We start from the raw sequence: 13,335 nt of genomic DNA, 5'->3' as shown, positions 1-13,335 counted from the left end.
CCGTGGGTGTGTGAACACCTATAATTATTCACCAATTCAACTCAAGGAAGGTTCTGTTTCATGAAATTGTCGCTTAAACTTCGTCTTGTCCTCTTCACCATGCTGCTTGTACTTCCGCTTCCCGCTTACAGTGCTGAAAATTTCCAGGTTCCCATTCTTCTGTATCATCGCCTTGGCCCCACTGTTGCCGACGGTATGACGATCACTACTTCGGTTTTTGAAGCTCACATGAAATATTTGCATGATAACGGCTACACTGTAATCCCTCTGCGCCAGCTGATTGACTATTACAAGAAGAAGGGACCTGCGCCAAAGCCGAAGTCGGTGGTGATCGTCGAGGATGATGCCCACAAGTCCGTGTACAGCGATATGCTGCCCATAATTCGCAAATACAAATATCCGGTGACGATTTTTACCTATCCATCCGCCATCTCCAATGCGAAATACGCCCTTACCTGGGACCAGCTGCGGGAGCTCAAGAAGACCGGCCTGTTCGATATCCAGTCCCATACCTACTGGCATCCCAATTTCAAGCGTGAAAAGCGCAAGCTGAAGCCGGATGAATATGAAAAGCTGGTGCAGGTTCAGTTGTCCAAGGCCAAGGCCAAACTCGAAAAAGAACTTGGGGGACAGGTTGACATGCTGGCCTGGCCCTTCGGTATCTATGACGATCATCTGTTGAAGAAGGCCGCCGAAGCCGGCTATGGAGCAACTTTTACCATCGAAAGGCGGCATGCCACGGCCACGGACAATATCATGAAGCTGCCCCGCTACCTGCTCATCAATGCAGACAGCGGCAAATCATTTGCACATCTGCTGGAAGGTAATGCAGTCAAGCGCAACGTGGTGTATTGATGGATAGCGATACCCCTTCCAAAAAACACCCCTGTCCTGATTGCACCTTTTGCCAATGGTGTTCCGATGACCGCTGCCGGCTCTGCCTCAACCGTGCCGGCTGCTGTCGCAAGAAACTCTCTATGGCTGAACAGATTGCACTTTATGACAGACTGAATCAGCAGGATGACTCTTCAAAATAGGCACTGAAGATAGGTAAAACAGAAAAGGCGGCCACGCGGCCGCCTTTTCTGCTGATAGAGCGTCTGTAAAGGTTATTTTCCGGCCAGTTCTTTTGATCGACGGCAGGCTGCATCCACGGCATCCATGATCGTTCCGCGGAAACAGCCGCTTTCCAGGGCATGCAGGCCGGTGATGGTGGTGCCGCCGGGAGAGGTGACTTTTTCCCGCAGCAGGGCGGGGTGCTCGCCGGTTTCTGCAATCATGCGACAGGAGCCCAGCACAGTCTGGACGGCAAGCTCCGTTGCAACTTCTCTGAGTAGCCCGTTTTTGACACCAGCATCGGAGAGCGCTTCAACGAAGGTGTAGACATAGGCGGGTCCGCTTCCGGAAAGCCCGGTAACAGCATCCATCATTTTCTCCGGAACAGTTACCACAGTGCCGACTCGTTCAAAAATGGCCCTGGCCATGTCAAGGTCGCTGGAAGTGGCTTTTTTGCCGGGACAGATGGCTGTGGCCGCTGCCTGGATCAGGGCAGGCGTATTCGGCATGGCCCGTACCACCCGCACGCCGTTGGTCAGTGCCTCTTCGATAAATGCGGTGGAAACCCCGGCCATGATCGAGACTACCAGTTTGTTCCCCAGAATCGCCGGTTCCAGGCTGGCCAATACACTGCCTGCCATCTGCGGTTTGATCGCAAGAACAACGATGTCCGCCTGCCGGGCCACCTCCAGGTTGTCATCGCTTACCTCGGCAGCATACTCGGAGGAGAGGAAGTCCCTGCGCAGCGGCATCGGTTCGGCGACTACAACCGAATCCGTATGAACTCCGCCGGCCAGCAAACCCTTGATAATAGCCTCGGCCATGTTGCCGCCGCCAATGAAGCCGATTTTCTTTCCTTCCAGCATGCTTCCCACCTCCCGTTGTGTTTCAAGTCACTGAGTCTCTGAGTTGCCGCAGGACATAAGACCTGCGACCGAAGTCCTTGATCCCCAGTCCCCCGATTACTGTCCGCCGCTTCGAGTGATCATCATGACACCCACGCAGACCAGCACCGTCCCGGCCCAGCGTAGGGGAGAGACAACTTCTCCCAGAAAATACTGTGACAGAAAGGCCACCAGCACGTAGTTAAGAGCCTGCATGGGCAGTGCCACGGACAGGTCTTCCCAGGAGAGCACCGCCAGCCAGAGGAAAAAGAAAATAGCCAGCATTGATGTGCCGAAGATCAATTTAGGGGTGGTCAGGGCCCGCAGGGCTGCGTCTAAAATACCGCGGAAATTCATGGCCGAGAGATCCCCCATCTCTTTCATTCCCTTGGCCAGAAGGATATCCCCCACGGTCCCGGCGCTGACCGCCAGGAACATGACAATAACAGTTTTAAGCATGATTTTTCCTGTCTCCCCGGTAATTGACCAGCTCAATTCCCAGGGATGTGAGTTTTTGTCTGATTCGGGAACTGGTTATGGATGCCAGTTCTTCAGTATGGCGATAGGTCGGCATGCGTCGAGTTATCTCTTCATCAGGCAAAATTCCGGGATGAAAATAGATTTCCGTGAGACCATTGCAGAGTCCATCAAGAATGTTGAGGATGTATTCCTCGGTCATGCAGCCGGAATTAAGTACACCTTTGACTTCCGTAGCTGACCTGATGCCGAGCTTTTCCAGGATCGGACGGCAATGATCGGAAAGCGAGCTGAAGATGATGTTTTCAACCGTCTTGCCCAGGCGGCGGGTCCGGTCGAAGGTCAGGTTGTGGGACAGGCGTTCCCGGGAGAGGCGGAAGCTGGTGATGCCGTAACGGGGCATCAGTTCGGCAAGAATTCTGAAGATCGTGGGGTGCATGTGGATGTTGAGGTGCCCGTCCACGTGGGTCAGGGGGATGCCGGCGTCAAGTACCTTGACTATCTGGGCCTCGATCTCCCGCTTGAGCTGAAGGAACAGTCCCCGGTCGATGAAATAGCGGAACCCCGATTTTACCGGATTGTCGGAGAAATGCCCCCCAGCGTTCACCAGTTCCCGAACCTTTTCGTTGGGCAGGACAGCTTTCCCCTGCACCAGGGTCAGGTGCAGCCCCACCTGCAGGCCGGGATTGGCTTTGGCAATTTTCACCGCATCGTCGAAGGCTGCGCCTCCGGGCATGATGGAAGCGCAGGTCAGTATGCCTTCGCGCCAGGCCTTTTCCACGGCGCGGTTGACGCCGGTGGAAAGGCCGAAGTCGTCGGATGTAATGATCAATTGTTTCAATGCTTGTCTTTCTTGTTTCGTGAGGACTTATCTATTTGCAGGACTCGCAGGATTCCTTGCGTTTTCTCATATACTGCAGGTACTGCTTGCCTTCCTTGAGCAGTTTTTTGCGCTCTTCGGAGTTGACGATCATCCTGCCGATGCTGCGGGCAATGTACTTGGGGCGGAAATAGAACTTGTTGTAGAACTCTTCCACGGAGTTGAAGATTTCGGCGTTGGAGAGGTTCGGATAATTGATCACGCATTTCTGGTGGCCGGTGTCGTCAATGAAGTTGTCCGAAGAAATCCAGCCGTTCTCCTTGCACATATCGTAGAATTCGGTGCCGGGATAGGGTGAAGCCAGCGAGGCCTGGATGGAGTTGAGGTCCATCTCCTTGGCAAACTTGATCGTTTCCTGGATTGTTTCTTTTGTCTCGCCCGGCAGGCCCATGATAAAGGCGCCATGGACAGACAGCCCCAGTTTCTTGCAGTTCCTGGTGAACTCGAGGGCCTGCTCTTTGGTAACACCCTTCTTGATGTTCTTGAGGATCTGGGCGTTGCCGCTTTCAAATCCCACCACTACATGGCGCAGTCCGGCGTCGCGCATGATGCGGAGGGTTTCATAATCGGTGTTTGCCCGGGCGTTGATGGTCCAGGAAATATTCAGCGGCTTGATCAGGCGTGCAATTTCCCGGGCATGTTCCCTGTTGGCGGTAAAGGTGTCGTCGTCAAAGGAGAGTTCCTTCATCTCGGGAATGTTTTCCACGATCCACTTAATCTCTTCGTAGACATTCTGGGGAGAGCGGGTACGCATGCGCTGTCCGGAGAAAGTCTGGGGCCAGAGGCAATAGATGCATTTGGAGGGACAGCCGCGGCTGGAGTAAATCGAGACGTAGGGGCTCTTGAAGTGCGGTATGACGTATTCCGAAATCGGCAGGTCGCGCTTGTAGATTGGCGCCACAAAGGGTAGGGCATCCAGATCCTCGATCATCGGGCGGTCAGCGGTATGGACGGCTTTTCCGTCCTGCATGAAGCTGATGCCGTCCACGCTGCTCCAGTTACGGCCTTCGCAGAGTTCCTTGGTTGAATAATCGAATTCGCCGCGACAGACAATGTCGATGGCGCCTTTGCCGGCCTTCAGCGATTCCTCGGGCAGGATCGTCACATGGGGGCCGGTCAGAACGGTTACTATTTCAGGCTTGACCCCCTTGATGCGCCGGGCGGTCTCGATATCCATCATCAAGGTGGGGGTGGAGGTGTACATGACCACCATGTCGAAGTCTTTGGCAATCTCCAGGCACTTCTCAAGGTCGAATTTCTGCACCGGAGCGTCAACTACGCGGCTGCCTTCGATCATTGCTGCAGGAAAACAGAGCCAGGTGGGGTACCAGAAAGAGGTTACTTCGCGGGAAGCCTGGTAGCGCGCACCGGCGCCGCCGTCAAAATCCTCGAAAGTTGGTGGGTTCAAAAATAGCGGTTTCATTACGGCTCCTTATCTGCGGCTAAAAATGTGACAGAATAGTGATTTACCGTCGAAAAGTCAACGATTCTGTCCTTAAGGGAACGAGCCGGCGCTATAAATAAAACCGCCTCCAGCGACGGATAAGTCGGTGGAGGCGGTTCCCAACAGGACAGCGTAGTGCAAAGGGCTACTGTGTTACCCGGAGAAATTTCGTGCGATGTGCAGCTTGAGGATTTCCTCGAACTCGGTCTCCCGGTCGCCCCGGTAAACCATCGAAGAGCCGAGCTCAGCTGCCAGGATGGCAGAAAGGTACTTCTGCGGCAGGTTGGCTATGCGGCGGCGGTAGCGTGGCTCCTCGCTGACCATGCGGGGGAGATGGGAAAGGATCACCCGCCGGAACAGCGGCTGGAGGCAAAGCTCCGGACGCCCCTGGAAGAATTTGAACAGGCGGGCATAATGCCCGTTGATCTCGCTGCTGATGGCATCTGAGATCTCTGTACACAGCAGAGTCGGCTCCTGACGACGGCGGTTGAGGATAAGGCGCGCCTCGTCGCCTGCCCGTTTCTCCAGGATTGCCAGCACGTCACCTACATAGCGCTGCTTGTTCTGCAGAAACTCGCTCTCTGAGAAGAGCAGGTTGGCGATGATTTCGTATGACGACGAGATGACGCCGCACTTGTTGGCCGAGGCGTCGCGCATGATGATCACCCCCCGCTTCTGCAGCTGAACACGGGCATCGGGAGTGATGAACGAGTTGGCCCCCTCGACTACAGCCCGGCTGGATGGGCTGCCGTCAGCCAGGAAGAAGCGCTCCCAGTTTGTACTGTCGATGGTTTCCGGCCTGCCGCCGCCGGGGATGAACAGATCGGCCGGAGTGGTAAAGGGAAGGTCGCCGAACTCACGGGAAAACTCATCAACGGAAATCCATTCCTCGCTCAGGCCTGCCTCGGTCATGGTTACTTTGCGATAGAGCGCCTTCAGCCCCTCGGTGCGGCAGCCGGAACGGAAGAGCATGAAGCCCCCAGGGTGAAGTGCCTGGGGATTGAAGGCATCCAGATCCTCTTTCAGCAGAATGCGCCCGAGCTCGCGGTGGTCGGCCCCCTGCAGGTCGAACAGGGCGGCGGTGCCGTCCAGAATCAGCCTGATCTCCATCCTGGGGCAGCGTTCCAGCATGATCCTCATGGCATTGCCCGCCACGTCGCCGTTAGGGCCGCCGGTGAATTTGACGCTGAACTGCTCCCGGTGCATGTCGATGCCCAACTCCTGCATGGTCAGCTCGGCAAACCGCACCACGCCGGTTGAGGTGACGCCGAATTCCTTGTGATTGATGCCAACCTCTTTGCTGGACATGATGCCGATGCCGAGGATGTATCCCCGTTTGCGCGACAAACGGGCGATGGACTCGATCATGCTGTCGTGCATGTTTTCATCCGGTCCCACCTCGATCGGCTCATCTTCGCGGTAGTAGTCCACCACCGCCGGATGCTGCGCGACGCCCTCCTTTGTAACGAAAATATCCAGGAAAGCATTGGTGATACCGTACTGAAGCTTGTACAGCCGCCAGGTTTCCAGTTCCCGTTCCGCCGACTTCAGGTCCGAGGCGTTCAGCAGCACCACCATCTTGGAACCACCCTCGTAGATATCCTTGTTCTTGAGGTGCTGGGTGTGGGCCAGGACGAAATTTTCCCGGAAGATGGTATTGCCGTTGGTGATGAAGTCGTCCGGCGAACGGGAGATAACCGTGCGCCAGCCACCCCTGGCGATATCGGAAAAGCCGATGTGGTAGCCGAAGCCGGCACGGCTGAAGAAAAAGGTCACCCGGAAAGGCGTTGCCTGGGGCAGGTCCGCGGTGAACTGGGGACCAAGCGCCGCCAGGTAGGCCGGATCGAGGCGGAATGCAAGGGCCTGCTTGGTCAGCACGAAGAAGTTGGTCTTCAGCGTGTGCTGGATGAAAATAAGGCAGCAGCTGAAGATGGTACGGCGGATGTCGTCCAGGTAGCGGTGACCGGTGTTGTATGCCTCCACGGTCCGCCGGGTCTCATCCAGCACGGACTGATAGGCCGTCTCCCGCTCGGTGATCTCCGGGTCGAAACGCACCCGGAAGAGCTTGGTCAGTTGCAGGGCGATCTCCGGATGGGAGTGGAAGGCGTTGCGGATATCGTCCAGGCCGAAGCGGTCGGGCTGGTTGTGGGCCAGATTGGTATGGCAGAAGGCGATGAAGGCGTTAACCAGGGAGGCCTCTTCACCGGTCATCACCTGGTTGATCACGTAATCCCGGTACGTCTGGGAATGTGTCGCCAGGATCTGGGTATTGCAGAGTTCGTTCTGCAGGCGGCTGAACAGCTCGCTGCCCCGGTTGAGCACCTCGCCGTCCCGGCGTCTTACATAAAAAGTGCCGAGGAAATAGGGGTGGGTGCCGTTTGAGATCGTCAGGCAGTAGGCCCGGTTGACCCCCAGGTCGAGGCGGTTGAAGACCTCCATCAGCTGGAGCAGGAAGTCTTTCTGGGGCGGGTTGCCCACAGCAAAGTGAATCCGTGATTCCCGTCCCTCTTCCACCGGTTCCACATCCAGGTGCAGCCCGCCTCCCTGATTGCCCTTCTGGAACAGGTGCAGGATCTGGGCAACCCGCTCCGGGGAAGCGGTGCGCACGTAGTTTTCGTTGTTCAGCCAGATGATCCGCAGCAGGCGTTCCAAGACTTTCCGATCAAAATCGGGGTAATGTTTTTTCAGCGCGGCTGCAATCCTGCTTTTGATATCGGCAGGGACAACGACGGCCAGACCCTGCTGGATATCCTGGTTGCTCTTGCGGTCAAACTCGAAACGCTGGATTTCCAAAGTAGCATCCATGCCGGGGAGCGGACCTTCCGAATGAGCGATCAGGGCGTAGGAAATTTCACGCTCCGGGATCCGGCGAAGGGTATCGTACAGGGAGCCGGGCATGTTAGGCATGGCCTGGATGAAAGCCTTGTCACGGTCCGCCAGCACCAGGCGGCGATTGTTGCGCAAGGTTCCCATTTCCCGTTCCAAAAGCGCGATTGCTCCGGCTTCGTCCTTCATGGCCACAAAGAAGTAGGGGTTCATCTGTTCCATCAGCCAGTTGCGGTTTTCCATGGTTTCAGAACTTCTCATTTTTTGCTCAGCTGCAGTTGTTTTCATGGCTATTCCTTTTTTAGCAGTTTGTTAACAAGCGTCGCGAGGACCCAAAGGGCCTAAAGAGGCCGAGATGCAAGGACCCACAGGGCCTGAAGCGCAAGCGAACGAAAGGCCGAGGCGTACCCCTTGGTACGTTGAGATTTTGAGTGAGCGGCAACGCCGCAGATTGGCCCCGCAGTAGCTTGTCAGAACATGAACTTGACCAGCAAGAAACCAATGCCGATGGAGCTGAACGTCGCCACCAGCCCCGGTATCATGAAGCTGTGGTTAAGCACATACTTGCCGATACCGGTCGTGCCGGTGCGATCGAAGTTGATGGCGGCCACGATGGTCGGATAGTTGGGGATGAAGAAATAGCCGTTGACTGCCGGAAACATGGCGATCAGAAAGGGGGCCGGAATACCGAGGCTGATGCCGAGCGGCATGAGGGCTCGCACCGTGGCGGCCTGGCTGTAGAGCAGGATCGAAAGCACGAACAGGGCGAAGGCGAACAGCCAGGGTGCGGTGGTGACCATGCTTTTGATCGAGCCGCTCAACAGTTCCATGTTGCCCTGGAAGAAGGTGTCCCCCATCCAGGCGATGCCGAAGATGGCGATGACTGCCTGGATGCCGGCGATAAAAACGCTCCCCTCGGTTATGGTGGAGATCTTGACCTTGCAGATCAATAGCATCAGTGCGGCGATGGTCAGCATCACAATCTCGATAACGTGGGGCATGCCCATTTTTTCTTTGGCTTGGGCGGGACGTTTCTCGTCAAATTTGACGATGTGATATCCGAAGGGGGTCTTGACCACCTCGGTCAGATCACCCGCTTTTTTCAGTTTGGCACAGGCTTTCTCGAACTCAGGCAGCATCTTGCCCTTGGCCTGCCAGCCCAGATCGCCGCCGGTGGTCGACGTGGCGTCGATGGAGCACTGCTTGGCAACATCCGAGAAACTGCCGCCCGACTTCAGCTGTGCCAGCACATCCTTGGCCTCGGCCTCGCTCTTTACCACGATGTGGCTGATCCTGGTGTCGCTGCCTGTGCTCCATTCCGGGCGCATCTGTGGGAAAGAGCCGAACAGGACCACCAGCAGGGTGCCCAGCATGAAGAGCCCAACTGCAATTTTGGCGGTGGCCGGAAAGCTTTTGGCTGTTACCGAAATGCTTGTGGTGTGGGGTGCAGGGGCCAGACCCTCTTTCACACGCTGCTGGTAGGCGGGATCCTTGTCCAGATCCTTGCCCAGTTTGTTGGATACGAAGGCGGCAAGCAGCACGCCGATCAGCGTGGAAGGAATACAGACCTTGAGGATGTCGATCAATTCGACATTGAAGCCGAACTTGGCCGCAGAACCTCCCAGTAGCCCAAGCAGGGCCACGGTAGCCGCTGCGATGGGGCTGGCGGTGATGGCCTGCTGGGAAGCGATTACGGAGATGGACATGGGGCGTTCGGGGCGAACTCCGGTTTCACGGGCCACCTCGGCAATCACCGGCAGCACCGAGTAAGCGACATGGCCGGTGCCGGCAAAGAGGGTGAAGAAGTAAGTCACCAGCGGACCGAAAAAGGTGATCCGGTCAGGGTTGTTGCGCAGAATTTTCTCCGCCAGGCTGACCAGGTAATCCAGCCCTCCGGCCGCCTGCAGCACGCCGGCTGCGGTTACCACCGCCGTGATCATCAACATGACGTCGATGGGAGGAGCGGTCGGCTGCAGATGAAAGATAAAGGTCAGAACAGCCAGTCCGAGACCTCCCATGACCCCAAGGCCAACGCCCCCCAGACGGGCACCAATAAAGATTGCAGCCAGTACCACCGCGAACTCGATCCAAAACATGTTGCCTACTCCTTTTTCATCTTTCAGAAATCCCCCACAGGGGTCGTTAATCGACATTCTCATTAGCATTGAAAATGCCAAAAGGAGGGAATATGTAATACGCTGATTTTACGGAAATAATTGCGTGGATGTTGACGGAAAGGGGTATGACGGATGGAAAATTTGTGGCGAGTGTGTGGTGTTAAACTGCGGAATTACAGGTGGTTAGATGAGGTATGCCGAGAGGAATACTATTCCGGTGGGCATACCCCTTTTGGGGGCGTCGTCTGCTTCTTAAATGACGCCAGAGAATGCGCTCTACGTCTGTAGTGTTATTGCGCAGTTCTCTGGCAAACGTATGAAGGAAGCTCTTGGTTTCCTAGCACTTCAGCCCCCCGTCAAGGGGGAGGGATTGGCATTGATACAGAATTAAGATTTGCACGACAACTTCGGCACTCAATCTCCCCCTCCCCGTGCGGGAGGGGAGATTGAGGCTACTTTGAGGCAACACTGCCTGGCACTCCTAACACATTTTGTCTGCTACGACTTCGGCTTGAGCCGTTTGCTGAGAGCGGACTGGCTGACTCCTAGCAGGCGGGCGGCGATGGATTGGTTTCCTTCGGCCCGCCGGATCGCTTCGCTCACCAGCAGCTCGATGGCATCGCTGAAACCGGGCAGCCGCTCCATAGCGAAGAAGGGATTGGAGGATGGGTCGGCATCCCGCTCCACAAGCGCTTCCGCCGGTCGTCCGCCAATGGCCCGAATGAAGGCTTCCATGGAGAGCACACCCCCCTGGTGAAAGCTGACCGCATCGTAGACCATGGCCTTCAGTTCGCGCACATTGCCGGGGAAGTCGTAGGTGGAAAGGAGGATGGCCAACTCCTTGGGTACGGTGGCCTTCTTCTTGCCGAACTCCCGCGAAGCCTCCTCGAGAAAGTGGTCAACAAGCAGCGGGATATCACCCTTGCGCTTGCGCAGGGGGGGGATGTGCAGGTGGTGCGCCCGCAAACGGTAAAAGAGATCCTTGCGGAACTGTCCTGCCGCCTGCCGGTCGGCCAGTTCCTGGTGGGTGGCCACCACGACCCTGGCCCGCATCCGCCGGGGACGGTCGCTGCCGATGGGATAGTATTCACCCTCCTGCAGCAGGCGCAGCAGCTTGACCTGGGAGGCCAGGCTCAGGTCGCCGATTTCGTCCAGAAAAAGGGTGCCTTCTCCGGCCTGTTCAATCATGCCGCCGCGAGCTTCGCCGGCGCTGGTGTAGGACCCTTTCAGATGGCCAAAGAGTGTGTCGGCAACCATGGTGTCGTCCAGGCCGGCTACGTTCACCGCCACCAGTTCCCCCTTGCGTCGACTCAGCTTGTGCAGTGCAGCTACGACCAGCTCCTTGCCTACGCCGCTTTCCCCGGTGACCAGAATAGGCTGTGAGCTGACCGCCACCGCCTCGATGTACTGGAAGATGGAACGCATACCCTTGTCGCCGGTTATGATGTTGCTGAAGGCCTCGGGATGTTCCAGCCGGTCATAGAGAAAACGGGTGCGCAGCTCCCGGTTTTCCCGCTGAAGTTCCTGTTCCCGTACAGCGCGCTTGACGCCTTTGATGATGCGCTCTTCCTCGGAAGTCTTGACGTAGTAGTCAAAAGCTCCGCCCCGCATGCAGGCGACTGCAGTTTCCAACTGATTAAGGCCGCTGACGATGATCACTGTCACCCCGGGATGCTCCTCGGCGATCATGCCCAGCAGCTCTTGGCCGGAGAGGTGCGGCATGGTCAGGTCGAGCAGCACGATGCCCACCGGGTTGTCCGCCAGCATCTTCATCACTGCACGGCTGTCGCTGCAGGTCAGGATATTGTTGATGCCGGCACGCTCCAGGCTGATGCCCATGGAATAAAGCCAGTCCGGCTCGTCATCCACCAGAAGGATGCTGAAAGAAGGGTAGAGGGTGACGCTCATGGGGCAGACTCCTTGACGGGGATCGGCAGGCTCAGCCGGACCGTGGTGCCCAGGCCGGGCGTGGAATCGAATTCGAGGGTACCGTTGTGTTCCTTGACGATACCGGTTGAAATGGAGAGGCCAAGGCCGGTGCCGCCGGTCTCACGCTTGGTGGTGAAAAACGGATCGGTCAGCCGGGAAAGGTTTTCCGCCGGGATGCCGATACCTTCATCCCGCACCTCCAGAATGATGCAGTTAGTATCCTTATCCTGAAAGGTGCGTAGCGCCACCCCCCGATCCGGCGAGGGGAGGGCCTGGCAGGCGTTCATCACCAGGTTGACCACCACCTGCTCGATGCGCTGGGCGGCCCCCCGTACCTGAGGCAGCGACTCGCCATACTCGACGCTGAAGTGTTCGGTACTCTTCTCGATCAGGTTGGAGAGCAGCCGCAGGGCTGCGCGGACCGTCTCGTTCAGGTCCAGGTCTCCACTCTGTTCCGCAACCGGCTGGCGGGCAAAATCTTTCAGGTCCTCCACGATACCCTTGACCCTTCTCGAGCCCTCCAGCATCTGGCTCATCAGGCGCGGCAGCGCCTCCCGCATGCGTGAATACCGCAGTCCCGCAAAGTCGAAATCGCCATGCTTCCGGTAATATTCCTCCAGAATCGGTTCCGCATCCTGGAAGGCCTCCATCACCACCGGCATATTCAGCAGAATAAGTCCATTGGGGTTGTTGACCTCATGGGCCACTCCCGAAACCAGTACCCCCAGCGCCGCCATCTTGTCGGCCTGGACCAGCTGCTGTTGTTGGCTGCGCAGCTCTTCTTCGGCGTGGCGCCGCTCGGCCACTTCCTGGGACAGCTCTGCGGTGCGCAGGGCCACTTCACGGTGCAGGGTCCGCGACCAGAGGGCCATGCCCCCCAGGAGCAGGATCAGCGGCACTATTATGATCGCCCCGTACTTGGCCGCCTGCTGCCAGGTGATCCCACGCGGCTCGAGCACTCCCAGCCATCTGTTGTAGATCTGCTGGTATTCTCCGCTGTTCTTGAGAATAGCCAGTCCTTCGCCGAAGCGGGCCAGTAGAGCCGAATTTCCCTTGGCCACGGCAAAGCAGTAATCCTGGGCCGAAACCGGATCTCCCACTGCTTCCAGGTTGGAGAGCCCCAGTTCGCGGATCAGGTAGAGCCCGGGCAGTTTGGCCATCAGGGCATAATCGTGCTTTCCAGCCGCCAGCAGGCGCAACACGTCGGCATGGGTCTCGGCGGTCACGATGCGTGCCCCGCTGTTCTGATCACGGAGAAACTCCTGCATGATTCCGTGATTAAGTACAATGACTTCCTTGTTGCGCAGGTTGGCCAGAGTGGGAAGTGTAGCCACGCCTTTGCGGGCAAAAAATGAATGATGCACAATGGTGTGCGGTGGTGAGAAATCAATGGTCAGGGCGCGTTCAGCCGAGTATGACATCCCCTCCAGCGCATCGATCCTGCCGCTTAGCAGGGCGTTGCGCATTTCCGCCCATGTACCCAGCCTGACCTCGACATTCAGGCCCATGACCCTGGCGATGGCCCTGGTCAGCTCGACATTATAGCCGGTCGGATTGCCATCCTTGTCGATGAATTCGTATGGGGGGTAGCTTTGGTCTCCGCCGACAAGCACCACGTTCTTCTCTTTCGGCGCTTCCTGCGCGGCAGTTGCGAGTGGGAAGGCAAAACAGAATATGGTAATCAGGCGTATCAGAAGTGGAAAACCTTGAATGACGCACCTC

10 protein-coding genes and 1 pseudogene are annotated in these 13,335 nt (G+C 57.1%); 2 read left to right on the top strand and 9 right to left on the bottom strand.

The window, feature by feature from the left end; genetic code table 11:
- Positions 1 to 99 precede the first annotated feature (99 nt).
- Both KJB30_RS15245 and KJB30_RS15240 read left to right on the top strand, forming a co-directional pair.
- Positions 100 to 855, top strand: a complete 756-nt coding sequence (locus tag KJB30_RS15245) for a polysaccharide deacetylase family protein (protein WP_437179739.1) — start codon at positions 100 to 102, stop codon at positions 853 to 855.
- Positions 855 to 1,037, top strand: a complete 183-nt coding sequence (locus KJB30_RS15240; protein ID WP_214300883.1) for a hypothetical protein — start codon at positions 855 to 857, stop codon at positions 1,035 to 1,037. Before KJB30_RS15245 ends, KJB30_RS15240 begins: the two co-directional genes overlap by 1 nt.
- 72 nt (positions 1,038 to 1,109) lie before the next feature.
- Here the strand turns inward: KJB30_RS15240 and proC are convergent, their stop codons facing one another.
- The 9 genes and pseudogenes from proC to KJB30_RS15195 all read right to left on the bottom strand — a co-directional run bounded on the left by proC (position 1,110) and on the right by KJB30_RS15195 (position 13,229).
- A complete protein-coding gene (proC, locus tag KJB30_RS15235; protein WP_214300881.1) occupies positions 1,110 to 1,922 on the bottom strand; it encodes a pyrroline-5-carboxylate reductase in 813 nt (270 codons plus the stop codon).
- A gap of 96 nt (positions 1,923 to 2,018) precedes the next feature.
- The gene (locus KJB30_RS15230; RefSeq protein WP_214300879.1) at positions 2,019 to 2,399 is read right to left on the bottom strand and encodes an EamA family transporter; all 381 of its coding nucleotides are present in this window, start codon (positions 2,397 to 2,399) and stop codon (positions 2,019 to 2,021) included.
- Positions 2,392 to 3,258, bottom strand: a complete 867-nt coding sequence (gene hpnK / locus KJB30_RS15225; RefSeq protein ID WP_214300877.1) for a hopanoid biosynthesis-associated protein HpnK — start codon at positions 3,256 to 3,258, stop codon at positions 2,392 to 2,394. Before hpnK ends, KJB30_RS15230 begins: the two co-directional genes overlap by 8 nt.
- Positions 3,259 to 3,289: 31 nt before the next feature.
- Positions 3,290 to 4,720 carry a hopanoid biosynthesis associated radical SAM protein HpnJ gene (gene hpnJ / locus KJB30_RS15220; protein ID WP_214300875.1) on the bottom strand — a complete coding sequence of 477 codons (1,431 nt, stop codon included), beginning with the start codon at positions 4,718 to 4,720 and terminating at the stop codon, positions 3,290 to 3,292.
- A 174-nt stretch (positions 4,721 to 4,894) separates the two neighbouring features.
- Entirely contained in the window at positions 4,895 to 7,855 is a 2,961-nt protein-coding gene (locus KJB30_RS15215) for an NAD-glutamate dehydrogenase domain-containing protein (protein ID WP_214300873.1), read from the bottom strand.
- 182 nt (positions 7,856 to 8,037) lie between these two features.
- Positions 8,038 to 9,663, bottom strand: a complete 1,626-nt coding sequence (locus KJB30_RS15210; RefSeq protein WP_214300871.1) for an anaerobic C4-dicarboxylate transporter — start codon at positions 9,661 to 9,663, stop codon at positions 8,038 to 8,040.
- A gap of 181 nt (positions 9,664 to 9,844) precedes the next feature.
- Positions 9,845 to 9,991 (bottom strand): annotated as a pseudogene (locus KJB30_RS18530) (hypothetical protein); the annotation flags it as partial.
- 191 nt (positions 9,992 to 10,182) lie between these two features.
- Positions 10,183 to 11,592, bottom strand: coding sequence for a sigma-54-dependent transcriptional regulator (locus tag KJB30_RS15200; RefSeq protein WP_214300869.1), 1,410 nt, complete (start codon positions 11,590 to 11,592; stop codon positions 10,183 to 10,185).
- Entirely contained in the window at positions 11,589 to 13,229 is a 1,641-nt protein-coding gene (locus KJB30_RS15195) for a transporter substrate-binding domain-containing protein (RefSeq protein ID WP_367618995.1), read from the bottom strand. Before KJB30_RS15195 ends, KJB30_RS15200 begins: the two co-directional genes overlap by 4 nt.
- Positions 13,230 to 13,335: the final 106 nt, after the last annotated feature.

Source organism: Pelotalea chapellei, assembly GCF_018531195.1.
Classification (GTDB): domain Bacteria; phylum Desulfobacterota; class Desulfuromonadia; order Geobacterales; family Pseudopelobacteraceae; genus Pelotalea; species Pelotalea chapellei.
This window is presented reverse-complemented; position numbering and strand designations above follow the sequence as displayed.